Annotated in this window: 24 protein-coding genes; 9 read left to right on the forward strand and 15 right to left on the reverse strand. The window is 53.9% G+C overall.

Translation table 11 applies throughout. The annotated features are described in order from the left end of the window. Nucleotides 1-103 precede the first annotated feature (103 nt). The 11 genes from KVT28_RS03825 to otsB form a co-directional block, all read right to left on the reverse strand. Nucleotides 104-1,780 (reverse strand): methyl-accepting chemotaxis protein, encoded by a 1,677-nt coding sequence (locus KVT28_RS03825; protein ID WP_137385648.1) that lies wholly within the window; start codon nucleotides 1,778-1,780, stop codon nucleotides 104-106. Between the two features lie 226 nt (nucleotides 1,781-2,006). Next, nucleotides 2,007-3,668, reverse strand: coding sequence for a methyl-accepting chemotaxis protein (locus KVT28_RS03830; protein ID WP_217546852.1), 1,662 nt, complete (start codon nucleotides 3,666-3,668; stop codon nucleotides 2,007-2,009). Nucleotides 3,669-3,986: 318 nt separating this feature from the next. Next, on the reverse strand, nucleotides 3,987-5,666 hold the full coding sequence (locus tag KVT28_RS03835) for a methyl-accepting chemotaxis protein (protein ID WP_217546855.1): 1,680 nt from the start codon (nucleotides 5,664-5,666) through the stop codon (nucleotides 3,987-3,989). A gap of 169 nt (nucleotides 5,667-5,835) precedes the next feature. Next, complete coding sequence (cheW, locus tag KVT28_RS03840; protein WP_008102858.1) at nucleotides 5,836-6,333, reverse strand: chemotaxis protein CheW; 498 nt, start codon at nucleotides 6,331-6,333, stop codon at nucleotides 5,836-5,838. Nucleotides 6,334-6,355: 22 nt separating this feature from the next. Then, complete coding sequence (gene cheA, locus KVT28_RS03845; protein ID WP_217546858.1) at nucleotides 6,356-8,326, reverse strand: chemotaxis protein CheA; 1,971 nt, start codon at nucleotides 8,324-8,326, stop codon at nucleotides 6,356-6,358. 10 nt (nucleotides 8,327-8,336) lie between these two features. Then, nucleotides 8,337-9,368, reverse strand: a complete 1,032-nt coding sequence (gene motB / locus KVT28_RS03850; RefSeq protein WP_192413558.1) for a flagellar motor protein MotB — start codon at nucleotides 9,366-9,368, stop codon at nucleotides 8,337-8,339. Further along, the gene (gene motA, locus KVT28_RS03855; protein WP_007891047.1) at nucleotides 9,365-10,252 is read right to left on the reverse strand and encodes a flagellar motor stator protein MotA; all 888 of its coding nucleotides are present in this window, start codon (nucleotides 10,250-10,252) and stop codon (nucleotides 9,365-9,367) included. Before motA ends, motB begins: the two co-directional genes overlap by 4 nt. Before the next feature lie 131 nt (nucleotides 10,253-10,383). After that, entirely contained in the window at nucleotides 10,384-10,962 is a 579-nt protein-coding gene (flhC, locus tag KVT28_RS03860) for a flagellar transcriptional regulator FlhC (protein WP_101760736.1), read from the reverse strand. Continuing rightward, on the reverse strand, nucleotides 10,962-11,312 hold the full coding sequence (gene flhD, locus KVT28_RS03865) for a flagellar transcriptional regulator FlhD (protein WP_008102850.1): 351 nt from the start codon (nucleotides 11,310-11,312) through the stop codon (nucleotides 10,962-10,964). Before flhD ends, flhC begins: the two co-directional genes overlap by 1 nt. Nucleotides 11,313-12,369: 1,057 nt before the next feature. Then, a complete protein-coding gene (gene otsA, locus KVT28_RS03870; RefSeq protein WP_101760737.1) occupies nucleotides 12,370-13,809 on the reverse strand; it encodes an alpha,alpha-trehalose-phosphate synthase in 1,440 nt (479 codons plus the stop codon). Next, nucleotides 13,806-14,594, reverse strand: a complete 789-nt coding sequence (gene otsB / locus KVT28_RS03875) for a trehalose-phosphatase (RefSeq protein WP_101760738.1) — start codon at nucleotides 14,592-14,594, stop codon at nucleotides 13,806-13,808. The genes otsA and otsB overlap by 4 nt, the downstream gene beginning before the upstream one ends. Nucleotides 14,595-15,135: 541 nt before the next feature. Between otsB and KVT28_RS03880 the strand changes: the two genes are divergently transcribed. From KVT28_RS03880 to KVT28_RS03905, 6 genes are all read left to right on the forward strand, one after another. Continuing rightward, entirely contained in the window at nucleotides 15,136-15,426 is a 291-nt protein-coding gene (locus KVT28_RS03880) for a hypothetical protein (RefSeq protein WP_101761029.1), read from the forward strand. 161 nt (nucleotides 15,427-15,587) lie between these two features. Next, nucleotides 15,588-16,739, forward strand: coding sequence for a lactaldehyde reductase (gene fucO, locus KVT28_RS03885; RefSeq protein WP_217546861.1), 1,152 nt, complete (start codon nucleotides 15,588-15,590; stop codon nucleotides 16,737-16,739). Nucleotides 16,740-17,061: 322 nt separating this feature from the next. Then, nucleotides 17,062-17,940, forward strand: a complete 879-nt coding sequence (locus tag KVT28_RS03890; protein ID WP_101760741.1) for a manganese catalase family protein — start codon at nucleotides 17,062-17,064, stop codon at nucleotides 17,938-17,940. Between the two features lie 133 nt (nucleotides 17,941-18,073). After that, nucleotides 18,074-18,271: a hypothetical protein gene (locus KVT28_RS03895; protein WP_101761030.1), complete on the forward strand. Its 198-nt coding sequence runs from the start codon at nucleotides 18,074-18,076 to the stop codon at nucleotides 18,269-18,271. Further along, entirely contained in the window at nucleotides 18,272-19,081 is an 810-nt protein-coding gene (locus KVT28_RS03900; RefSeq protein ID WP_101760742.1) for a hypothetical protein, read from the forward strand. It begins immediately after the preceding gene. A gap of 95 nt (nucleotides 19,082-19,176) precedes the next feature. Next, nucleotides 19,177-19,437, forward strand: a complete 261-nt coding sequence (locus tag KVT28_RS03905) for a hypothetical protein (RefSeq protein WP_217546865.1) — start codon at nucleotides 19,177-19,179, stop codon at nucleotides 19,435-19,437. A gap of 34 nt (nucleotides 19,438-19,471) precedes the next feature. Here KVT28_RS03905 and KVT28_RS03910 read toward each other — a convergent pair whose 3' ends face one another. From KVT28_RS03910 to KVT28_RS03925, 4 genes are all read right to left on the reverse strand, one after another. After that, the gene (locus KVT28_RS03910) at nucleotides 19,472-19,738 is read right to left on the reverse strand and encodes a biofilm development regulator YmgB/AriR family protein (RefSeq protein WP_101760743.1); all 267 of its coding nucleotides are present in this window, start codon (nucleotides 19,736-19,738) and stop codon (nucleotides 19,472-19,474) included. A gap of 62 nt (nucleotides 19,739-19,800) precedes the next feature. Further along, nucleotides 19,801-20,091, reverse strand: a complete 291-nt coding sequence (locus KVT28_RS03915) for a hypothetical protein (protein WP_101760744.1) — start codon at nucleotides 20,089-20,091, stop codon at nucleotides 19,801-19,803. A gap of 120 nt (nucleotides 20,092-20,211) precedes the next feature. Beyond that, nucleotides 20,212-20,457 (reverse strand): regulatory protein YcgZ, encoded by a 246-nt coding sequence (gene ycgZ, locus KVT28_RS03920; RefSeq protein WP_007891089.1) that lies wholly within the window; start codon nucleotides 20,455-20,457, stop codon nucleotides 20,212-20,214. A 213-nt stretch (nucleotides 20,458-20,670) separates the two neighbouring features. Further along, nucleotides 20,671-20,949 (reverse strand): hypothetical protein, encoded by a 279-nt coding sequence (locus KVT28_RS03925; protein WP_217546868.1) that lies wholly within the window; start codon nucleotides 20,947-20,949, stop codon nucleotides 20,671-20,673. Nucleotides 20,950-21,145: 196 nt separating this feature from the next. On the opposite strand from KVT28_RS03925, the gene KVT28_RS03930 reads away from it, so the two are divergent. The 3 genes from KVT28_RS03930 to umuC all read left to right on the forward strand — a co-directional run bounded on the left by KVT28_RS03930 (nucleotide 21,146) and on the right by umuC (nucleotide 23,483). Continuing rightward, the gene (locus KVT28_RS03930) at nucleotides 21,146-21,658 is read left to right on the forward strand and encodes a GNAT family N-acetyltransferase (RefSeq protein ID WP_101760746.1); all 513 of its coding nucleotides are present in this window, start codon (nucleotides 21,146-21,148) and stop codon (nucleotides 21,656-21,658) included. 140 nt (nucleotides 21,659-21,798) lie between these two features. Further along, on the forward strand, nucleotides 21,799-22,221 hold the full coding sequence (gene umuD / locus KVT28_RS03935; protein WP_101760747.1) for a translesion error-prone DNA polymerase V autoproteolytic subunit: 423 nt from the start codon (nucleotides 21,799-21,801) through the stop codon (nucleotides 22,219-22,221). Continuing rightward, nucleotides 22,221-23,483 (forward strand): translesion error-prone DNA polymerase V subunit UmuC, encoded by a 1,263-nt coding sequence (umuC, locus tag KVT28_RS03940; protein ID WP_110865986.1) that lies wholly within the window; start codon nucleotides 22,221-22,223, stop codon nucleotides 23,481-23,483. The genes umuD and umuC overlap by 1 nt, the downstream gene beginning before the upstream one ends. Nucleotides 23,484-23,544: the final 61 nt, after the last annotated feature.

Below are 23,544 nucleotides of genomic sequence, written 5' to 3' on the forward strand. Positions count from 1 at the left end.
TTCAGGTCACCCGGCAACAAACTGTTTAAATTGTGATACTGCGGTTGCTACTGTGCTGCCAGTCGCGCCATTCTCATGGGCCGCCTTGCGGCGGCCACAAGGATTAAAAGGTTTCCCAGTTATCGTCAGTGCTACGTGCGCCTGCCGGTGCCAGTGCTTTTGGCGTGCCGGAACGCAAATTTTTTGCCGCTGTAGATACGTTAACGGCCTGAACGACAAATTCTTTACCGATATTGAACACCGCAACCGACTGTTTCAGTCGGCTGGCCTGATCTTCCAGCGCGGCCGCCGCCGTCGCCGACTCTTCGACCAGCGCGGCGTTCTGCTGCGTCACGCGATCCATCTCGTTCACCGCCAGACCGACCTGATCGATACCACGGCTCTGCTCGTCCGACGCCGAGGCAATTTCGCCCATGATGTCGGTGACGCGCGTGACCGCATTCACGATGTTGGTCATGGTTTCCCCGGCACTCTCCACCAGCACGGAACCGGTGTTGACGCGGCTGACCGAATCCTCGATCAATCCTTTAATCTCTTTCGCCGCCTGCGCGCTGCGCTGTGCCAGACTGCGCACCTCGCCCGCTACCACGGCAAATCCACGTCCCTGCTCACCGGCGCGTGCTGCTTCTACCGCAGCGTTCAGTGCGAGGATATTGGTCTGGAAGGCAATGCCGTCGATCACGCTGATGATGTCAGCGATTTTCTTCGAGCTGCCGGTGATCTCTTTCATGGTAGTCACCACGCCATCCACCACTTTGCCGCCCTGCTGCGCGGTCTCCGAGGCGGTGAGCGCCAGCTGTGACGCCTGACGGGCATTTTCGGCGTTCTGCTTCACCGTGGCGGTTAACTGCTCCATGCTGGCAGCGGTCTCTTCCAGCGAAGCCGCTTGCTGCTCGGTACGCGAGGAGAGATCGTTGTTGCCCATGGCGATTTCACTCGCACCGGTGTAGATCGCATCGGAACCGTCACGCACGGTACGCACCGTCCGCGCCAGCTCTTGCTGCATCTCTTGCACCGAGGTGAGCAGCTCGCCCATCTCGTTGCGCACCGTGATCTCCACCTGCTGCGTCAAATCGCCACGCGCGATGTGACGAATGTGCTCGATGCTGTGCTTTAGCGGACGGATCAGCACCGTACGCATGCCGCTCCACACCAGCGCAATCACCAGCAAGGTCACCAGCAGCGTGCCGACCACCAGCATGATGGATTGGTTGTACGCCGCCTCATTGGCTGCAATGCCCTGATTGGCGAGCACAATGTTGTAGCTCAACCATTCGTTGTAATCCTTAGCAAACTTGTCCTGGAATCCCTGCGTCGGCTGATCGACAAATCCTTTGAAATTTCCACTACTGAGGAAATCGATCAACTCACCCAATGCTCCGCGATAGGCGTTGTAGTTGGCCTGTAACGTCAGCACGTTCTCGGCCTTTTTGCCCTTTTCAGACAGGTTGGCGTTAAATTCGGCAAAACCCTCATCAGCGTGCTTCAACTCCTCACTCGCCAGCGCCACCAGATCTTTCACGGTTGCGCCTGAGCCAGCCTGCTGACTGTCCAGCAGGTAACGGATCCCCGCACGGTTCAGCGTGTTACGCGCCTGAACCAGCGATACCCATGAGGTGCCCATTGCCCGCTGCAGCGTGCTAAGACGCTGGTTATAGGCAAAATTTTCTTTATCGGCTTTGACCGTGGAGTAGAACACTCCACCGGAGAACAGCTGCAGTAAGGCAAACAGCGCCAGCACGCACAGCAGACCGGATACAACACGAATACGACTAAACATAAACACCTCATTGGTTGGCGGATCGCCTCTGTTATCGGCTTTTCTGAGGGGATCTTTATGTGTGTTCGCAGGGGTTGGACCAGCGGGGGGTTGATGGGTGCTCGCTGTCCCTCACCCTAACCCTCTCCCGCAGGCGGGAGAGGGAATTGATCGAGCTAACATATGGCGGCGTCTCCCTCTCCCGTTTACGGGAGAGGGCCGGGGTGAGGGACAAACGACTCAAAACTTAAAACGTCTCCCAGTTACCCTCACTCACCGGCGCGGCAGCCGCTTTGCGCGGTGCGCTGGCGATCTGGCGCACCGTGCTCGCCTTCGGTTGCGCCTGTGCGGCGCGCGGAATGCGGAACACCGATACCGACTGGCTCAGGCGGCTCGCCTGCTCTTCCAGTGATGCGGCGGCGGCGGCGGACTCTTCCACCAGCGAGGCGTTCTGCTGGGTGACGCGGTCCATCTCGGTCACCGCTTGTCCCACCTGATCGATACCACGGCTCTGCTCATCCGATGCCGAGGCGATTTCGCCCATAATATCGGTGACGCGCGTAACGGCGCCGACGATATCGTTCATGGTTTCTCCGGCGGTGCCGACCAGCTGCGAGCCGTTGTTGACGCGGTTCACCGAGTCTTCGATCAAGCCTTTAATCTCTTTCGCCGCCTGCGCACTGCGCTGCGCCAGGTTGCGCACTTCACCAGCCACTACAGCAAAACCACGGCCCTGTTCACCGGCGCGTGCTGCTTCTACCGCCGCGTTCAGCGCCAGGATATTGGTCTGGAAGGCGATGCCATCGATCACGCTGATAATGTCGGCGATCTTCTTCGAGCTGCCGGCGATATCCTGCATGGTACGCACCACGCCATCGACCACCTCGCCACCTTTGCGTGCGGTATCGGACGCGCTGAGTGCCAACTGCGACGCCTGACGCGCATTCTCGGCGTTCTGTTTCACCGTCGCGGTGAGCTGCTCCATGCTGGCCGCCGTCTGCTCCAGCGAGGCGGCCTGCTCTTCGGTACGCGCCGACAGATCGTTATTCCCGGCGGCGATTTCGCTGGCGCCGGTGAAAATCGCATCGGAACCGTCACGTACATTGCCCACGGTGCTGACCAGCGACTGCTGCATCTCATGCAGGCTTCCCGCCAGCTGGCTCATTTCATTGCGCCCTTCCACCACGATATTTTGTGTGAGATCGCCCGCGGCAATATGGCGAATATGCGCCAGCAGCTGATGCAGCGGCTGAATCAGCACGCTACGCAGGCCGAACCAGCAGCCAACGATCACCGCAATCACCACCAGCGCCACCGACGCCAGCAGCCACATCATGGTGTGGAAGGCGCGCTGATTCTGCGCCACGCCTTCTGCCGCCAATATGCTTTGCTCCGTCCGCCACTCTTCGTAAGTGGCTTTCATCGCGACCTGTTTAGCTTCGATGTTCTGCGCAAACATGCCTTGCAGATCGTTGGCTTTCAGGCGATCCAGCATCGCTTTCAACCCGTCGTTGAAAGCGGCGTAGTTCGCTTCCAGCTTATCGCGCAACGCGTCTGGCAAGCCCGGCGTGGCTGGCAAGTCGTAGTAGCGTTGATAGTGGCCGGCAGCCACATTGAGCTGTTTTTCCGTCTGGGCGATTAAGGCACTCAGCTGACCGCCATTCGACTGCGCGGCCATGGTGCCCTGCATACGCAACATGGCGCGGTTGAGCACGGTGCGGGTTTGGTTCAGTTCAATCCAGGCGTCTGACATCGCGCCAACGTTGTTGGAAGAGATTTGCGCTACCGCAAACGCCTCTTTATCTTTTTGTAAGGCGGACCAGAACAGGCCACCCGACAGTAATTGTAAAGCGCCAAACACCAGTAATACGGCGATTAAACTGGTCACTACATTGATTCGTTTTAACATGGGATCTCCAGGGATGCGTTTCGGCTCCCCCAGTTATCGACCGGCAATCTGAATTTTTCAGGGTGCTTAAGCTACTTTACGAATTAAAACTCTGCGTTTACGCATGATTGCAGTGTTTTATAACTAAAGAAATTAACAGTAAAAAAATGCGCCTTTATCGGGTGAGCGATGAAGGCGCATTGGGTATTGTGCGGGTTGTCCCTCACCCTAACCCTCTCCCACAAGTGGGAGAGGGAGACGCTGCCACATGCTGGCTCGGACAGTTCCCTCTCCCACGTGTGGGAGAGGGTTAGGGCGAGGGACCGACCACTCCGAAACTTAAAACGTTTCCCAGTTGCTGTCCCCAGCCGCGCCGGTCAGCGCTTTACGCGGTGTGCCGAGCGTGGGTGGTGCGATCTGCGGATGACGCACGCCGCTTCTGGCCTGCGGCTGCGCGTGTGCCGCGCGGGGTACGCGGAACACCGCCACCGACTGGCTCAGGCGACTGGCCTGCTCTTCCAGCGAGGCCGCCGCCGCCGCAGACTCTTCCACCAGCGAGGCGTTCTGCTGCGTCACGCGATCCATCTCCGTCACCGCCTGGCCGACCTGATCGATACCACGGCTCTGCTCATCCGATGCCGAGGCAATTTCGCCCATGATGTCGGTGACGCGCGTTACCGCATTAACGATATCGCTCATGGTCTCACCGGCGGTGCCCACCAGTTCAGATCCGCTGTTCACGCGGCTGACGGAGTCTTCAATCAACCCTTTAATCTCTTTCGCCGCCTGCGCGCTGCGCTGGGCCAGATTACGGACTTCACCCGCGACCACCGCAAAGCCACGGCCTTGCTCACCGGCGCGCGCCGCTTCTACCGCCGCGTTCAACGCCAGAATATTGGTCTGGAAGGCAATGCCATCGATAACGCTGGTGATGTCGGCGATCTTCTTCGAACTGCCGGCGATGTCGCTCATGGTGCGCACCACGCCTTGCACCACATCACCGCCCTTCTGCGCGGTTTCGGAAGCACTCAACGCCAGCTGCGACGCCTGACGCGCGTTTTCGGCGTTCTGCTTCACGGTGGCGGTCAGCTGTTCCATGCTGGCGGCGGTCTGCTCCAGGGAAGCCGCCTGCTCTTCGGTACGTGCCGAGAGATCGTTGTTGCCCGCAGAGATTTCGCTCGCTCCGGTAAAGATGGCATCCGAACCGTCACGCACATCACTCACCGTGCGCACCAGCGACTGCTGCATCTCATGCAGGCTTTCCGCCAGCTGGCTCATTTCGTTGCGTCCTTCGACCGCGATGCGCTGCGTCAAATCGCCCTGCGCAATGTGCTGAATATGCTGGATGTTGTCATTAAGCGGCTTGATGAGGATTTTGCGCATGCCAAACCAGCACAGCACAATCACCGCCACCACAATCGCCAGCACCGCGCCTAACAGCCAGATCATGTGATCGTAGGCTGAGCTGTTGGCTTCGACGCCCGCCGCAGTCAGGCGATCCTGATCGGCACGCCATTGGCGGTACTCTTTCAGGAAGGCGTTTTGGCTTGGCGCAACCGGCGCTTTGGCTGCCTGATCGAGATCTTTTGCGACCAACGCGTCCTGCAACTGGCCTAGCGCGCTGGCATAGGCGGTATAGGTTTGATCGAGACGTTTGTTGAGCGCGGCATCCTGTCCCGGCGTGTCCGGCGTCGCTTTAAACAGCTGGTAGTTATCGGCGGCCTCTTTCTGGAAGGCTTTGCTGTCGCCGTACAAACCGGCGATGTCCGCTTCGGTACCGGTCAGTTTGCTGGTTGCCATGCGCAGCTGAATGCGGGTTAACACCACACGGCTCTGATTGAGGCTCATGTAGGCGTCGTTGATGGCGGCGGTGTTTTTGCTCGCCAGTTGTGAAACGTTAAAACTGTTTTTGTCATCGCTTAGCGCTTTAAAAAACAGTGAGCCGGATGCCAGCTGTAAAAAGCCAAACACTAACAACACCAGCAATAAGCTGGTGACAACGCGGATTCTCGTAAACATAGTTTGCCCTGAAAATGAAGGAAAAAATCGTACCGATCGGTTATCGACCAGGGGCGGAGAAGATTGAGGGATATTACAGCGATTTTTTGCGGATTTATTGTTGATTTGTAAGGAATTAATTAATGTATGTAATGATAACGGGCCGCAGCAGCGCGGCCCGTTGCGGGGACTATGCAGTACGCAGGTTATCCACCAGCGCCATCTCTTCGCTGCTCAGCAGCTTTTCGATGTCGACCAGAATCAGCATACGTTCACCCAGCGCGCCCAGACCGGTCAGGTACTCGGTGGACATGGTGACCGCGAACTCCGGTGAAGGACGAATCTGCTCTTGCGTCAGCGACAGCACGTCAGAAACGCCATCGACCACGATGCCCACCACGCGATGCTCAAGATTCAGCACGATCACCACGGTGTTCTCGTTGTACACCACATCCGGCTGCGAGAACTTCACGCGCAGGTCGATGATCGGCACGATCACGCCGCGCAGGTTGGTGACGCCTTTGATGAATTCCGGCGTGTTGGCGATGCGGGTTACCTGATCGTAACCGCGAATCTCCTGCACTTTCAGAATGTCGATGCCGTACTCTTCGTCACCCAGTGTGAAAACTAAGAATTCCTGGCCCACGGTTTCGCCAGCGATTTTGGTCACGGTTGCCATGTCAGTCATTTTTTTACCCTTTCGTTATCTATTACGCTGCGGCACCGGCCACACGCTTTTCACGGTTCAACGATTGCAGTGCTGAGACATCCACAATCAGCGCCACGCTACCATCGCCTAAAATGGTGGCGGCAGAGATGCCCGGCACTTTGCGATAGTTGCTTTCAAGGTTTTTCACTACCACCTGATGCTGACCAATCAGCTGATCGACCAGCAGCGCATAGCGACGGCCTGCGCTTTGCAGAATCACCACAATGCCTTGCGTGGCGTCGGTTTTGGCGTTCTGCACCTCAAACACATTCCACAGCTCCACCAGCGGCAGGTATTCGCCACGCACTTCCAGCACGCGCTCGCCACCGGCCAGCGGTTTCAGCTCTTCTGCGGTTGGCTGCAGCGATTCCATTACCGCGTTGAGCGGCAGAATGAACACTTCATTAGCGACGCGTACCGACATGCCGTCGAGGATCGCCAGCGTCAGCGGCAGCAGGATGCGAATGGTGGTGCCCTTGCCCTGCTTCGAGGAGATTTCAACGTGACCGCCCATCTCCTGAATATTCCGTTTCACCACGTCCATGCCCACGCCACGGCCCGACACATCGGTGACCTGCTCAGCGGTGGAGAAGCCCGGCGCGAAGATCAGCATGCCGACTTCTTCATCGCTCATGCTGTCGCTGACCGGCAGGCCGGACGACAGCGCTTTAGCCAGAATACGTTCGCGGTTCAGACCGGCACCGTCATCGATCACTTCGATGCAGATGTTGCCGCCCTGATGTTCCGCCGACAGCGTCAGGTTGCCAACGGCGGTTTTATTCGCAGCCAGACGTTTTTCCGGAGTTTCGATACCGTGATCGAGGCTGTTACGCACCAGGTGCGTTAACGGATCGATGATGCGTTCAATCAGGCTCTTATCCAGCTCGGTTGAGCTGCCGAGCAGCGTCAGCTCCACTTCTTTGCCCAGCTTGCTGGCCAAATCGCGGACCAGACGCGGGAAGCGGCTGAAGACGTACTCCATCGGCATCATACGAATCGACATCACCGATTCCTGCAAATCGCGGGCGTTACGCTCCAGCTGACCCATGCTGTTCAGCAGGTCGCCATGCGCCACCGGATCCAGCGCACCGGAGCGCTGTGCCAGCATCGATTGGGTGATCACCAGTTCGCCAACCAGGTTAATCAGCTGGTCCACTTTCTCGACGGCAACACGGATGCTGCTGGATTCGCTGCCTTTGGCCGGTGCGGCGGCACGTTTAGGTTCGCGCTTCACCGCTGGCGTGATATCGGTGACGGTGGCGGTTTGCGCCGGTTCAGCAGCCACTTCAGCAACCGGGGCGTCGGCAACGGCCGCCGCGCCTGTCGGGAAGTGAATCTGTGCTTCATCCAGCACAAAACAGAGCACCGCAACGATGTCATCTTTGCCGACGCCATCAATGGTAACGTCCAGCGAATTAGCGCCTTTCACCACGTTGCTGACGGTACCGAGATTGCCGAGCTCCTCCAGCATCAGCTCCGGCTCTTTCTCTTTCAGGTCAACCAGTTGCAGGCGCAAACCTGCGGCCGCAACTGGTGCTGCGATCTCAACCACTTCGGCGACTTTGGGCGCTTCAGGCGCAATGCCTTTCGCTTCCAGTGCCAGCTGACGCAGCGCTTCGCAGATATATTTAAAGCTTTCTGCATTCGGCTCCTGCGCCGTTTTATAGGCATCGAGCTGTTCTTGCATAATATCTTTGGTTTCCAAAAACAGGTTGATGATATCGGTGCTGAGCTGCATCTCGCCGCGGCGCGCACCATCCAGAATGTTTTCCAGGATGTGGGTGGTTTCCTGTAAAACCGTAAAGCCAAACGTACCGGCTCCGCCCTTGATGGAGTGGGCGGCGCGGAAGATGGCATTCAACTGCTCGGAATCGGGCTCCTGGGGATCAAGTCCCAACAGGTGTTGCTCCATATCCGCTAACAGCTCATCGGCTTCATCGAAAAACGTCTGGTAAAAATCGCTGATGTCCATGCTCACGGGATCACCTCGGCTGTGAGGGTTGGTCTGGTGTCACCGCGCTCGCCGTGGGCGTCGCCGCTGCCGCAGGGGCCGTTGCAGCAGCCGGCGCAGCCGGTGTTGCAGTGGAACCTGTTGGAGCAGTCGACGCAGCCGGTACAGCGGGTGCGGTAATGTTGGGAATCATTTGCGCCGGGTCGCTCACCTGAACGGCATCGCTCTCGGCATTCTCTTTTTCAATCGCCGCTTCGGTGTCGTGATTCAACACCAGCAGGCTAATGCGGCGGTTGACTGCATCATTAGCACCACGGTTTTTCAGCTTCATGGTGTCGGCCATACCGACCACACGCAGCATTTTGGCGCCGTCGAGGCCACCAATCACCAGCTCGCGCCGTGAGGCATTGGCACGATCCGCCGACAGTTCCCAGTTGCTGTAGCCACGATCGCCGTTGGCATACTGGAAATCATCGGTGTGACCCGCGAGGCTGATTTTGTTCGGAATATCATTCAGCACCGGCGCGATAGTGCGCAGGATATCGCGCATGTAAGGCTCCACGTCCGCGCTGCCGGTTTTAAACATCGGGCGGTTCTGGCTATCGATAATCTGAATGCGCAGTCCCTCTTCGACCATGTTGATGATCAGATGCGGACGCAGCGCTTTCAGACGCGGATCGGCTTCAATCAGCTGGTCGAGCTTTTCACGCAGGCGATTCAGGCGGATCTCCTCCAGCTTCTTTTTCTGCGCATCCATATCGACAATCTTCTTCACTTCACCCTTCTGCTGCGTCGGATCATCGCCGCCGCCGGGGATCGGACTTTCGCTGTCGCTGCTGCGCTGACCGCCGGTCAACGCCACTTTCAGCGGCGTTTTAAAGTATTCCGCAATCTGGACCAACTCTTTGGGGCTGGAGATGGAGAGCAACCACATCACCATAAAGAACGCCATCATCGCCGTCATAAAGTCGGCATAGGCAATCTTCCACGAACCGTGGCTCCCATGGTGACCTTTATGTTTGCGCTTTTTAACCAGCACAATGGGGCGATTGCCTGCTTTCATGAATTCTCATCCGAAGTTTGTTTCGCCGGGTTCTTGGCGTTACGCACGTGCTCTTCCAGCTCCGAGAACGACGGACGTTCAGCGGAGTAAAGCGTTTTACGACCAAATTCCACCGCGATTTGCGGTGCGTAACCGTTGAGGCTGGAGAGCAACGTCACCTTCACGCACTGCATCATCTTGGTGGTTTCGGCACATTTCTGACGCAGCACCGACGCCAGCGGAGAGATAAAACCGTAGGCCAGCAAAATCCCGAGGAAAGTACCGACCATCGCGTGCGCCACTAACGCACCCAGTTCGGCCGCCGGACGGTCGGCTGACGCCAGTGCGTGCACCACGCCCATTACCGCCGCGACAATGCCGAAAGCCGGTAAGCCATCACCTACCGCCGAGATACTTTGCGCGGGGACTTCACACTCGTGCTCGTAGGTCTCAATCTCTTCATCCATCAACGCTTCAATTTCGAAGGCGTTCATATTTCCGCTGACCATCAAACGCAAATAATCGGTAATAAAATCGACTAACTGTTTATCGGACAAAATACGCGGATAGTTAGCGAAAATTTCACTCTGGCTGGGATCTTCAATGTCACGTTCTAATGACAACATGCCTTGCTGACGGGATTTCGCCATCAGGCGATAAAGCAGCGCCATTAAATCCATGTATACGGCTTTGTTATATTTCGAGCCGCGCATTAACAATGGCAGCGCTTTTAATGTTTTCTTAATCGATTTGCCATTATTGCCGACTAAAAAGGCACCAATACCGGCACCGCCGATAATGATCAGCTCCGCCGGTTGATAAAGCGCGCCTAAATGTCCGCCGACCATCGCGTAGCCGCCCAACACGGAGCCGACGACCACGATATAACCCAGAATTATCAGCACAAAAAATCCTTACGTCCGTAACGTGTTGATGGAAGTTAAGCCAGAGAGCCGCAGGTGTTATTCGTTTATCGCAGGCAAAAAAAAGCAGCGGTATTAACCGCTGCTGGATGTTTTCCACGATGCGAACAAACTTAAACGGCGCGTTTAACCTGTTCATCCAGCAGTTGTGGAAAGGTATCGGCAGAATCTGCAGAAAGTTTACGTCTTTTTACGGCACGTGATGGCGGCTGGCACAGGCTGCAGACAAAGCTGCCGATGGGCTGATGTGCGTGGTTAATAAAGCTGCCACCACAGCACTTACAGTCAGACAGTTCCAGCATGCCACTTTCAACGAATCGCACCAGGGTCCATGCACGCGTTAGCGCCAACAGCGGGCCCTCGTCCGATTGCGGACACTGCTCAAGATACAAGCGATAAGCTTTGATTACCGCTTCAACGCCACTGTTCAAGCCGGTTTTCAGCAGGAACTGCCAGGCGTTACAGAACATAGAAGAGTGGATATTTTGTTCCCAGGTCATGAACCAATCGGTAGAGAATGGCAGCATACCTTTCGGTGGTGGCGCACCACGCAACTCTTTATAGAGTTTAATCAGGCGACCACGGCTCAGCTGAGTTTCACTCTCCAGCATTTGCAGTCGTGCGCCCAATGTAATCAGCTCCATGGCCAGCTGAATATCACGCGCTTCCTGAACAATACTTTTTTCGCTCATTAAACGGCCCTCTTCTTCGCAGAGACGTCATCTTTAGACGCATTTCGCAGGAGACGGCTGGATAATAAAATACCGGTGTGGATTTGCTGTAAGTCATCCACACGTGACTCTTGAGTCAGGCGATTAATATGGTTGTGATCGGTAAATCGGAACTGGCAAACCAGTTGGTTGGTTTCCGCTAATTTTACCATCTCAGGTAAAGTTAATTGCGACAATGCATCAGCCATCGATTCATCGATGCCTAAACGAAACATTGCTGAAGCTTTTTCCTGGTTAATTAAACGCTGAGCAAGGAGCAAATATGACAGATTGATGTCATATATATGTTTTAGTAATTCTGATGTACCCATTTTTTTCCATCCTGATAGACGCGACACATATACGGCCACAGAATTAAATTGTTCTATGGTTCGGGCTGCTGGTTGGTAAATCTAAAGATGGCAAAAAATAATCAGGCTTGAGCCAACGTGCTCCTGACTGTTGCACTTTTCGTCAGGACACTGATCTGTAGTAATCAAAACTCCAGGCCATTCTTTGCTTGAGTTGTAACCATCTTCCGTGACGTCTGCTTACAGTTTTTTAAGACTAATCTGAAAACAAGGCAAATCTATATTGTCTGATTTCGACATACAACGTGAGTGGCGCGAAATTTTAGATAAAGTGTGATCTACGTCACACTTTTAAGGCAAATTTTTTCTCTAAACCTTCAGCAGCGCTTTTCTGTTGTCCATTTTTTGCTCGATTTCTGATTATTTCCTTAATATTTTGCTGAAGTAAGGCGGATTTTAGGCTGTGCGGAAGATTGTCATTACAACGCGATCAGTTATCTGTCCTATAGGAATTAGGGTGCTATAACACGCCATATAAAGGATTATATGCAGCATAATACTCTGAATTAGCATGAAACTATTCGCTTCTAAATTAATCACTTACAGGGAATATTGCCCATGTGCCGTAAAGCGAGACGCTAGCGAAGCGTGAAGTCTGGGCGCAGAGCGCCAGGGAACTGTTAGTGGATTGTAGGGAGTGTTTAGCGCACGGCAGGGGATGTAACAGGGCGTTACATTAGAGAAATGAATGAATAGGCATTTTTCGGTTTGCTCCGCGATGACTATCGGCCTGCCACCTGAGATCTTTAGGGTTGCGAGGAAAAAAAGCTCTTTTTGCCTTTCGATTGTATGCTTTTTAACCAAATCGTGCGCTTTTTGCTGATGAGTCAGCGCATTAGCGCTTAAAGAAATGAAATCGATTTCGTGAAGTTACAGTGGCGCGTGAAAACGCTGTGCAGCGGAGCGTAAATTCAAAAATGTGCGATAAATCGCGCCGCTACGGAAGTGTGCAATAAGTGAGCAAAGCACCCAATGTTAGCATTTACCGTAGCGGCGCAATGTATTGTGCAATTAAGCGTTACGCTAATTTCGGAAAGGTAGCGACTTTATTTACCGTACCGTGATCATCACTGCGTACCGGCAAAGTATTTAAATCTTTCAGGAAGCTTTCACGCCAGTGTGAAATATCCTGTTTGCGCAACACCGCCATCATGTCGTTATAACGCGAGATACGTTCGGTACGCGGCATGGTCAACGCGCGATCGAGCGCCGCCGCCACGTCATCACGATCGTACGGATTGACGATCAGCGCGGAAGTCAGCTCATTGGCCGCACCAGCAAAGCGGGACAACACCAACACGCCAGGGTTATCCGGGTCCTGCGCTGCTACATACTCTTTCGCCACCAGATTCATGCCGTCACGCAGCGGCGTAATCAAGCCGACGTTGGTGAGACGGAAGATCTTCATTAACAGACGACGATCAAAGTGCTGATTGAGGTAATAGAGCGGCGTCCAGCCCAGCGTGCCGTATTTACCGTTGATGCGCCCCGCTTCCGTTTCCAGCTGGTGACGGATGTCCTGATAAGCCTGCACATCGCCGCGCGAGGTGGGCGCAATTTGCGAGTAGCGAATTTTGCCGCGGTGCTGCGGGAAATTCTCCAGCAGGGCTTCGAAGGCCAGGAAACGCTCCGGCAATCCTTTAGAGTAATCCAGTCGCTCACAGGCAATGATATTCTGCAGATCGCCCAAATCGCGTTTCATCGCCGCCATTTTCGGTGGCAGCGGTCCTTCCGCCATCTCTTTAATGGTGTCCGGCTCAATACCAATCGGATAGACCTCAGTCATAAAGGTGTTACCGAAGGCACGATGCTTCTTCTCTCCTTTATTCTGCAGCTGCGTCAGCTGGCTCAGGCTATCAAGGAAAGCTACGCGGTCAGATTCTGTCTGGAAGCCCAGCAGATCGTAGTCGCACAGCATCTCCAGCAGCTCCTGATGCGGCGGCAGAGCATTGAAGATCTCTGGCGTCGGGAACGGGATATGCAGGAAGAATCCGATGCGGTTATTAATGCCTTGTTTGCGCAGCTCGGCGGCAAACGGCAGCAGATGATAATCGTGAATCCACAGAATATCGTCGGGCTTCAGCAGCGGTTTAAGGCGCTGCGCCAGCAAGGTATTGACGCGGCAGTAGCCATCCCAGGCTTCGCGCTGATACTGCACCAGATCGAGGCGATAGTGGAACGCCGGCCAAATCACGGTATTGGAGAACTGGAGATAATATTGATCATAATCGTTTTGATTAAGCGGCAGTGACGCATAGGTGATGCCGTCTTTTTCGATCTGCGTAAGTTCTTCATCCTCTTCTTCACCCGAGAATTCGCTGATCTCTCCGTTCCAGCCAAACCATAATCCACCGGTATCTCGCAGTGCATCTAAAATACCGACAGCAAGCCCGCCTGCGCTGGCCTTGCTACCATCGGGGATCGCGATACGGTTAGATACGACGACTAAACGACTCATAACCTAAACTCCTTACCAACATTGTCATGTTCTAGTTGTAATAATAGTTGTTCAAGCCAGTGCCATACGGCCTCAACGCTGTTGAGGCGATAGCGTGCATGGCTGGCCCCTTCACCGACTTTGACAGAGATCCCCTGCATGGCATTTACCACGAGGAATCCTTTTTCATCTGTCAGGTCGTCTCCCACAAATACCGGAATGCGTCCGGCAAAGGGTGCTTCCTGCATAAACTCACGTACGGCAGCGCCTTTATCGATGCCTTGCGGCTTCAGTTCCACCACGCATTTACCTGGCTGAAGCGCCAGCTCAGGAAAGCGTGCAACGGCGTCTTCGGCCAGCTGCATAATGGCGTTTTCGTACTGCGGCGCATTGCGATAGTGAAGCGCAAATGCCATGCCTTTCACTTCTAATAGCGTATCGGGCCACTGATCCAGCGTCTGCTGCAGTTCAGTTTGCAGTGTTTGCGCAATATCCCCCGGCAAGCTGTGGCGATGCACGCGGCCCGCCGCATCGCGGCGTTCTGCACCGTGCACGCCCGCAGCGGGAGCTTCAAGTGGCGCGACTAAGGCGTCGAGTTGCGCAATCGGACGGCCGGAAACCAGCGCTAAGGCGCCGTGGCTAAGATTGGAAATGTGTTGCAGCAGCTGGCGTACCGGAGCGGGAATGGAGACCGACTCGGGCTGCGACTGAATCGCTGCCAGCGTGCCGTCGACATCAAAAAAGAAGGCGTAGAGTCCGCCACTTAATGACGGCAAGGTGCTGTTGTGATTAACCGCGGAGGTCACGACTCTTCTCCTGTCTTGTGGAATTTGTCATTACAGGATGTTCGGAGGCTGGCTGAGTGATCGAGGCGGTTGCTACCGCAGAAGTGTGTGCGAGGAGGTTTTGCAGATAACACGGAATTTCGATAGATAACTCTCCACAAACAAACATCATTTAAACTCACTCGCCAGGCTGACTGCGAACATCGTCAGAATTAAGTGTAGACGCAGATCACGATATTGCCAGATACGCGCGGCCTGGCTATAGGATAAGTGGCCGTTTTAAGGCTTATGCCGCAAAAGAATCGCCTCAGCGCTTTTTCAGCCGTTTCGCTTATTTTTTAGCGTTGATAACGCCCTTCTCCCGCCTCAATTCCCGGATTATGCCGACTTGCATCCGCCGTGAGGATTATCATATGGTGCGTTTACCGTGCGGCTACAGCGCGGAAATAGCGCCCTGATCGGCATTGATCACGGCTGTTAGACCCATTCAGGCAGGAATCCGGATAATGGAAAACCGATCGACATCACATTTTTCACTTGTCGCGGCAGGTGAGCGAAGATGATCCCGCAAAGCTACAGCCAACGCGTTCACTTCTATTACTGCATTCTGGTCGCCCTGAAAATCAACGCCAAAACGAAGAAGTCTGGCGGCGTGCGCGGCAAGAATAACTTCCTGCTGAAATGGCTGCGTAATGCGCAGAACAACACCATTTTCCCGCCGGATATCACCAGCGAGATTGAGTGGCTGCGCGCCAAGATCATCAGCTCCGGGCCCGACACCGACCTGGAACCGATGCTGCAATATGTTTACGACACGGCGAAGCGTGCCGAGACGATGCGTTTAGGATCATGATTCCTTCCATTTATTCGACTCAATGGAAACCGCGATTTTATTGAGGCAACGCAATATCTGTATCGTCATTACCACGTAAATCTGGATACGGTTAAATCTTCTTATCTTGATGAATTTAATCGAAAAATCTTAAATCTGGCATCTACGTGAAGGTAATTAATATGATTAACAGAATGATCCTCAATGAGACCGCCTATTTCGGTGCGGGCGCGATTAATTCTATTGTCGATGAGATTCACAAACGCGGTTTTAACAAAGCGTTGCTGGTGACCGACAAGGATTTGATCAAGTTTTCTGTCGCCACCCGCATCACCGATCTGCTGGCGCAGCACGACCTTAGTTTCGCCATCTATGATGAGGTGATCCCCAATCCTACCGTTGAGGTGGTGCATGCGGGCGTCGAGGCTTTTCGTCGTTCGGGTGCCGATTATCTGATCGCGGTGGGCGGCGGCTCGCCGCAGGATACCTGTAAAGCCATCGGCATGATGATTGCCAATCCCGAGTTCAGTGACGTGCGCATGCTGGAAGGCGGCGCCGCCACGCGCAATCCCTCCGTACCGATCATTGCGGTGCCGACCACTTCCGGCACCGCAGCGGAAGTGACCATCAATTACGTCATCACCGATGAAGAGAAGAAGCGCAAGTTCGTCTGCTACGACCCGCACGATATCCCGGCGATTGCCATTATCGATCCCGACATGATGGCCAGCATGCCTGCCAGCCTGAAAGCGGCGACCGGCGTCGATGCGCTGACGCACGCCATTGAAGGCTACATCACGCGCGGCGCGTGGGAACTTACCGACATGTTCCATCTCAAAGCGATTGAAATTATTGGCCGCTCGCTGCGTGATTCGGTTAAAGGCGCGCCTGCGGGCGTGGCGGATATGGCGCTCGGTCAGTACATCGCCGGAATGGGCTTCTCGAATGTTGGCTTGGGTCTGGTGCACGGTATGGCGCATCCGCTGGGCGCGTTTTATGGCACGCCGCACGGCATCGCCAATGCCGTCCTGCTGCCGCATATCATGGCGTTCAATGCCGAGTATACCGGCGAGAAGTACCGCGATATCGCCCATGCGCTGGGCATGGAAGGTGCCTATAGCTGTTCATTAGCCGATGCCCGTGCGCTGGCCATTGATGCGGTGATCACCCTAAACCACGATATCGGTATTCCGCTCAGACTGCGTGATATCGGCATGCAGGAGCAGGATGTGGATGCGCTTGCCGCCGCAGCCTTCGCCGATGTGTGTACGCCGGGCAATCCGCGGGAGTGCAGCGTGACGATGATCGCTGCGCTGTATCGTGAGTTGTTCTGATTAGGCGTTAACCAGGTCGCCATTAATGGCGACCGACGTGTTTTGTAGGTGCGCATTTATGCGCACCAGAACGACGCGCTTATTTAATTCATGCCAACATTCACCCTTTAAAATAATATTTATCTCGCGGCTTAAAATAAAATTAATTTAACCCGGTGCGCTTGCAGCAATGGGATGCCCGCTTAGTATTAATGAGGCGGCATGCAGTTGATGAGTACAAGGCTAAATTCACTCCTTCCCTCCTCCATTTCTTATCGTTATTTATTTTTAAACATCAGAATTAATTCCCTTTCTCCGTTTATTTTATTTTTTGAGGTGAGCTATGTTTCGACACGTAAAGCAGTTGCAATATACCGTGCGCGTTAATGCGCCCAATCCCGGTCTGGCCAATTTATTACTCGAGCAGTTTGGTGGTCCGCAGGGCGAATTAGCCGCTGCGATGCGCTATTTCATGCAGGGCTTAAGTGATGAAGATGCGGGTCGTCGCGAGATGCTGATGGATATCGCGACTGAAGAGTTGAGCCATCTGGAAATTATCGGTTCGCTGGTTGGCATGCTGAATAAAGGTGCCAAAGGCGAACTGGCGGAAGGCAGCGAAGAGCAAGGCGATCTTTATCGCTCCATTACCGGCGCGGGCAATGACAGCCATCTGACATCGATTCTGTACGGCGGCGGCCCGGCATTAACCAACTCCGCGGGCGTGCCCTGGACAGCGGCTTACATTGATACCATTGGCGAAGTGACAGCGGATCTGCGCTCCAACATCGCGGCCGAAGCGCGCGCCAAAATCCTCTACGAACGCCTGATCAACCTCACCGATGACGTGGGCGTGAAAGATGCGCTAGGCTTCCTGATGACGCGCGAAGTGGCGCATCAGCTGTCGTTTGAAAAAGCGCTCTACTCCATCCACAACAACTTCCCACCGGGCAAACTGCCGCCGATCGAGAAGTATGCGCACACCTACTACAACATGTCTCAGGGTGACGATATTCGCGGTAGCTGGAATTCGGATGAGAACTTCGACTATGTCGCCGACCCGCAGCCCGCAGTGGATGGCGGTGATGGCTCCGCCAGCGTGACGCTGCCGTCAAAACAGCTGAGCGATCTGGATACGCTGGCAACACGCACCGCTTCACAGCCCGATACCAATCCGATTACCGGCGCGGAACCCGGCAGTAAAACGCCGCTTACCAATCAGTAATTATCACAGGTCGCCCTAAACGGCGACCTGGCAGATTAATCCGGAAAACGCCCTTTCATTTCAGTTACGCGGCTGGGTTGTTGAGGGATGTGCCATAGTTGACGCTGGCATAAATAATAAGGATGGCTTGATGATGTTTGGTTTTTTAACTTCCCTGTTCGGTAGCCCGGAGTCATTAGTGCAAGTCATGACGCGCCAGGACATTCAGGAATCGATTGAGGAAGGCGACAGAATTATTATTGATGAAGATGGTAACGCTTCGGTTAATGCGTTGAGTCCTGAAGTGCAGCGCGATTTTGCCCATCATGTCAGCACATTAAAGGATATTTAAATGGGCACGGCGATATTTATGGTGATGATGGTTTGCGGCTATTGGTATACCAGCCGCGACATGTCGAGCCGTTTAAAAATTAAGCGTTCCTTTGGCTGGGATGTCTATTTTCTCATTGCGCTGTATGGCTGCATATTTGTGCTGCAAGGTGTGCTGGCCACCGCGATTATCTGGCTGATTCTGCTGGCCGCATCGGGCGTGAACAATGCGTTTGCGCTGACCTCGGCGGAGAATGTGCACTGGAACGTCGATTTCATGACGTGGAGCTTTTTAGGCATTCAGGCCCCGGTGGTGCTGATGCTGGCCTTTGCCATCCTGTTCTGTATGTATCGCTCCAACTGGGCGGTCAGCGCCCGGCTCAACGCCGGTGGACGCAAGGAGTTGTATCAACGCCTTTCCCGCTCCAACGGCATTGAACAGTTGCTATTGCAATGTATGGAAGAAGGCGAGCTGGCGTGGGTCACACTGAAATCGCGCCGTATCTATATCGGCATGATTCACGCGGCGACCTTTGAATATCCAAACACTGCCAACATTGTGTTGATCCCGATGCTGAGCGGCTATCGTGATTCACGCACGCTCAATCTGGCGATCGAGCATAATTACAGTCTGTGGTACCACAATCACAACATTGATTTCTCGTCCGCACCTAAAAGTGCCCTTGAGTTTCGTAAAGTGATTATGGTGCATCAAATAGAGAGTTTGTCGCTGTTTGATCCGGCCAGCGCCAGCGCATTAGCGATGGATAAGCAAAGCGGTAATAAACGCAAGTGGATGCGAAAATCCGCGCCCAAACGCGACTATCCCTAAATTTACTATTCAAAGATGCTGGCTTTATCGTGCAATTGCTTTATGTTGCACGGAGCCAGCAACATTCCATAATAAATCAAAATAATAAGGGCATCATGATGGACTTTAAAAAGTTCGAGGACACTTTACAGCTGTGGGGGAATTTACACTTCACGGGAATTGAACTGCAACAGCGTGATAATAAAAGCGAAATTTACGCGACCGGCACTAATAATCATACCCAAAGCCAGCTGTATATTTGCACGCTTTCAACTGATGTCGCTTCACACGTCCAGTTAAAACAGTTTCGCACCTGGTTGCACAGAATTAATATTGGCAAAGCGAAGCGCCGATTAGCTCTCGCCAGAAAGGTTTAATTCATTGTCCCCGCGCGGGGGACAGAGAGGAATATCAGGCGTCGTCAGGCGTGTAACCCACCACAATTTCCAGTGTTTTGCGCAGCACATCAGCTTCAGCATCACCTTCTGCGGTTTCCAGCGCCATAATCAAACAGAGAATAATCGATTTATTACTGACGCGCCCTTCCGTGGCCAGCACGTGGCGGATAACCCTATCCAATACGGCAGCTTCGTTTCTTAACGTACTGTCTGCATTGCGAAAATGCTCTGCCAGTTCGGTGTCAGGCAGTGCAGCGTAGAGGTTGTGATTTTCCGACATGATTCCAGTCCCGTGATTGTATCTACGCTCGAATTTACAGTGCCTAAATGCGAGCCAATCGGTCAATGTTTACGATTGTTACCAGACTGTTGGTTGTTACCAAACAGCTGAAGAACGTTGTCGCTTTGCGGCTGCTCTTCGCGCAGCTTTTTTCCCGCCGAAATACTGTTGCGTACATCGGTGATGGCGGCAGTAATCGCTGCACGCTGCTCTTCGTCATTGCTCTGCTGCTTCATCAGCATCAGCTGATTCAACAGCGCTTGCGTATTGACCGGGCCCGTACGTTGCAACAGCGCCAGCGCCGCTTCGCCAATAATTTCATCGATTATTTTCTGGTGTTCACTTCTATTCATAACGAATTTTCATAACGAATCTCTGACCGCCGCTTCGCCCCGGTGCGGGGCGAAACCAATGTGGGAGCGTATTCAGAGTAAAATTTTAATACTTGTACAAGTTTGACGTCTGACTGGCTCTCAGCTTTCACGTTCAAATAACAAGCCAATCAGCTGATGATAGTGATGCTCTTCTTCAGCATTGGCGGCCAGTTCCAGTCTGCGCAGCAGCTTGGTGCATAGCGATTTGCGGTTGAGGTTACGGCCTTCGCGTAAGATTTCAACCACGATCTGACCCAAGGTTTCCTGCTGCGATGGCAGCGACGCTTTGCTGAAATAGTTGGCAATGGCCTCGACTGAACTCGGCGTGTATCCGTTCTGACGCATAATTGACCCCAATAAATGAAAAAGTTAGATCATTTGACCTAAGTAAAGTTGTACAGATAGCAAAAAGCTGTACAAGGAGCTTACTCAAGATATCAGGCAGGTTTTGTTGCAAAAAGTGCTAAGAAGTGTGAATTAGGACAATTAGAAAGCTTTTATTTCCAAATCTGTGCGCTCCGCGCCGAAAGTCATCGACGCGTGAGCCGGTTGGGATGGTCAATTGTCGTCGGCATCGGCCGAAGGCATTCTGACACTGCCTTCCTGGCGACTCAATCCGCGCAATGCTGAATGGACGCGATTATCGCTGCCCGCCGGTTGACGGTGCGTGAGCAACCATTGCTGCGCCTGGGCAATACGCTGCTGCTGTTGACTGTTTTGCTCTTTTCTCGCCATGCGCGCGAGCTCTGCCAGCAGTGAGGAAACGCTGACTTCCTCACGGCGTATCAGTAATGCATAGGCCGCTTCGCCGATAATTTTAGGTTGCGAATCTGACATCTTCTACCTCCTGAGAATATGGGCTTACGCTTGCTTCTCACTCTTCATTATAGATCATCGGCCTGGCGCCTTGTTAACAGACAGCTCTGGTTATCTTGGGTTTTTGTTACTAACACGTTATGGTAACTGCCCTTCGGTGGCCTCTGCTCGCACCGACGACGTGATTAATAACAAGCATTAAGCAAGGAAATCTGGCATGGAGTTCACCATACGCAAAGCCACGGCAGAGGATGCAGAGCTGCTGCACCTGCTGGGCCGCATGACCTACAGTGCGCATTTCAAACATATGTGGGTTTCCGCAGACGAACTGGATGCCTTTATCGACAAGGAATACGGTCTGGCAGAGCTGAATAGCAGCCTCGCGGCACCCAATGAGAGCTGGCTGATCGCCGAGACCGACAAGCCGATTGGCTTCGCCAAAGTCACCTGGAACACGCCAGTGCCGGATTCCGGCATGAGCGGCGCGTTGCTCAACAAGCTCTACCTCAATCCAGAAGAAACCGGCAAAAACTACGGTCGCTGGATGTTCGAGAGCATCATCAATGAGGCGCGCGACAAGCGTGAAGGCTACCTGTGGCTGGAAGTGTTAGGCGATAACGTGCGTGCACGTAAGTTCTACGAAGCCTTTGGTATGCAGCACATCAAAGACATTCCGTTTATCACCGCTTCACAGCAGAGCACCCTGCAGATCATGGGGATGATGATTTAAGCGCAGCGGCAAGCCCTTTGGCACAAAATAAATTTCCTTTGCTGCCAATTGTTTTGCAAATCATTACGGGTTCTGGCTTGATCAAACTGCCTATTCGACATTACTGTATACATATACAGTGACGATTTGAGATCGCAGCCATGCAGTTTTATCAGCCCGCGGAAATCCGCGCTATTCTCGCCTTACCTTTGTTCATCAGCCGCGTGCCCTGCGGCTTTCCGTCCCCGGCGCAGGACTACGTTGAACAACGTATCGACCTCAACGACTTTTTAGTCGATCACCCCAGTTCAACCTATTTCATTAGAGTCAGCGGTGACTCGATGATCGACATTGGTATCAATGAGGGTGACATGCTGGTGGTGGACAGCTCGCTCAAACCCAAACACGGTGACATTGTGGTGGCTTCGCTTTCCGGCGAGTTCACCGTGAAACAGCTGATGTTACAGCCTTACCTGCATCTCAAACCGATGAATACCGCGCATGCGGTGATCGCCATTCCTGACGCCGATGAGTTCGAAGTCTTCGGCATCGTTAAACACGTGATTAAAACCATAGGCCGCTGATGTTTGCCCTGGTAGATGTGAATTCGTTTTACGCCAGCTGTGAAACGGTGTTTCGCCCGGATCTGCGCGGCAAGCCGATTGTGGTGCTGTCGAACAACGACGGCTGCATTATTTCGCTAAGCAGAGAAGCCAAGGCGCTGGGCATTAAGATGGGCGCGCCCTACTTCAAACATCGGGAAGAGTTGATGCGCCACAAAGTGGTGGTGTTCTCGTCTAACTATGCGTTGTATGGCGATATGTCGCGCCGCGTGATGGAGACGCTGGCGCTGATCTCCACGCGCGTGGATGAGTATTCCATCGACGAAGCCTTCGTTGACGTCACCGGCATCAACGCCTGCATGACATTCGAACAGTTAGGCCGCGACATTCGCGACCGTATTTATCAGGACACCCATTTGCGCGTGGGTGTCGGCATTGCGCCGACCAAAACCCTCGCCAAGCTCGCCAACTGGGCCGCCAAACGCTGGACCAAAGCCGAGAACGTGATGGATCTCTCTTTGCCCCACCGTCAGCGCGAGTTGATGAAACTGGTCAAGGTTGAAGAGGTGTGGGGCGTGGGCCGGCGCTTATCGAAAAAGCTCAACCTGATGGGCATTACCACCGCGCTGCAATTGGCTGAAACCCCGACCGCGCTGATCCGTAAACACTTTGGCGTGGTGCTGGAGCGTACGGTGCGTGAATTATGTGGCGAGTCTTGTCTGGCGTTTGAAGAGGTGATTCCCAACCGGCAAAATATCCTCTGCTCGCGCTCGTTTGGCGACCGCATTACCGAATATCAGGATATGCGCGAGGCCATCGCCAATTACGCGGCGCGTGCCGCAGAGAAGTTGCGCAGCGAGCGGCAATATTGCCGTCATATCGGGACGTTTATTCGTACCAGTCCGCACGATCCGCATCATCCTTATTATGCCAATGCGGCCAGCCAAACCTTGATTACGCCCACCGCTGACAGCCGCGATATTATTCAGGCCACGCTCAACTGTTTAGATCGCATCTGGGTGCCCGGTAAGCGTTATATGAAAGGCGGCGTCATGCTGGGCGATTTCTTTAGCGATGGCGTGGCGCAGTTTGATCTGTTTGCGGAATATCAACCGCGTCACAATAGTGACCAATTAATGGCCCTGATCGACAAGATGAATGCCCACCAGCGCGGCGCGTTATGGTTTGCCGGGCAAGGCATTCAGAAACCCTGGTCGATGAAGCGCGAGATGCTGTCCCCGGCGTACACCACCCGGCTGGCGGATCTGCCGGTAGCGAAGTAACCGCTTCGCGCTTGAATTACACGCATGCGAATGCGATATTCAGCCCCTGATACGGCCATAG

The organism is Pantoea sp. GbtcB22 (genome assembly GCF_019091025.1).
GTDB lineage: Bacteria > Pseudomonadota > Gammaproteobacteria > Enterobacterales > Enterobacteriaceae > Pantoea > Pantoea leporis.

Bases quoted from the DNA above. Each gene is read 5' to 3' on its own strand.
- ycgZ (WP_007891089.1), bottom strand. From the start codon at position 20,457: ATGCGTCAGAACGGATACACGCCGAGTTCAGTCGAGGCCATTGCCAAC.
- fucO (WP_217546861.1), top strand. From the start codon at position 15,588: ATGATTAACAGAATGATCCTCAATGAGACCGCCTATTTCGGTGCGGGC.
- KVT28_RS03825 (WP_137385648.1), bottom strand. From the start codon at position 1,780: ATGTTTAGTCGTATTCGTGTTGTATCCGGTCTGCTGTGCGTGCTGGCG.
- KVT28_RS03910 (WP_101760743.1), bottom strand. From the start codon at position 19,738: ATGTCGGAAAATCACAACCTCTACGCTGCACTGCCTGACACCGAACTG.
- umuC (WP_110865986.1), top strand. From the start codon at position 22,221: ATGTTTGCCCTGGTAGATGTGAATTCGTTTTACGCCAGCTGTGAAACG.
- flhD (WP_008102850.1), bottom strand. From the start codon at position 11,312: ATGGGTACATCAGAATTACTAAAACATATATATGACATCAATCTGTCA.
- cheW (WP_008102858.1), bottom strand. From the start codon at position 6,333: ATGACTGACATGGCAACCGTGACCAAAATCGCTGGCGAAACCGTGGGC.
- KVT28_RS03835 (WP_217546855.1), bottom strand. From the start codon at position 5,666: ATGTTTACGAGAATCCGCGTTGTCACCAGCTTATTGCTGGTGTTGTTA.
- KVT28_RS03890 (WP_101760741.1), top strand. From the start codon at position 17,062: ATGTTTCGACACGTAAAGCAGTTGCAATATACCGTGCGCGTTAATGCG.
- KVT28_RS03925 (WP_217546868.1), bottom strand. From the start codon at position 20,949: ATGTCAGATTCGCAACCTAAAATTATCGGCGAAGCGGCCTATGCATTA.
- KVT28_RS03915 (WP_101760744.1), bottom strand. From the start codon at position 20,091: ATGAATAGAAGTGAACACCAGAAAATAATCGATGAAATTATTGGCGAA.
- KVT28_RS03930 (WP_101760746.1), top strand. From the start codon at position 21,146: ATGGAGTTCACCATACGCAAAGCCACGGCAGAGGATGCAGAGCTGCTG.
- KVT28_RS03900 (WP_101760742.1), top strand. From the start codon at position 18,272: ATGGGCACGGCGATATTTATGGTGATGATGGTTTGCGGCTATTGGTAT.
- umuD (WP_101760747.1), top strand. From the start codon at position 21,799: ATGCAGTTTTATCAGCCCGCGGAAATCCGCGCTATTCTCGCCTTACCT.
- KVT28_RS03905 (WP_217546865.1), top strand. From the start codon at position 19,177: ATGATGGACTTTAAAAAGTTCGAGGACACTTTACAGCTGTGGGGGAAT.
- KVT28_RS03895 (WP_101761030.1), top strand. From the start codon at position 18,074: ATGTTTGGTTTTTTAACTTCCCTGTTCGGTAGCCCGGAGTCATTAGTG.
- motB (WP_192413558.1), bottom strand. From the start codon at position 9,368: ATGAAAGCAGGCAATCGCCCCATTGTGCTGGTTAAAAAGCGCAAACAT.
- KVT28_RS03830 (WP_217546852.1), bottom strand. From the start codon at position 3,668: ATGTTAAAACGAATCAATGTAGTGACCAGTTTAATCGCCGTATTACTG.
- otsA (WP_101760737.1), bottom strand. From the start codon at position 13,809: ATGAGTCGTTTAGTCGTCGTATCTAACCGTATCGCGATCCCCGATGGT.
- flhC (WP_101760736.1), bottom strand. From the start codon at position 10,962: ATGAGCGAAAAAAGTATTGTTCAGGAAGCGCGTGATATTCAGCTGGCC.
- cheA (WP_217546858.1), bottom strand. From the start codon at position 8,326: ATGGACATCAGCGATTTTTACCAGACGTTTTTCGATGAAGCCGATGAG.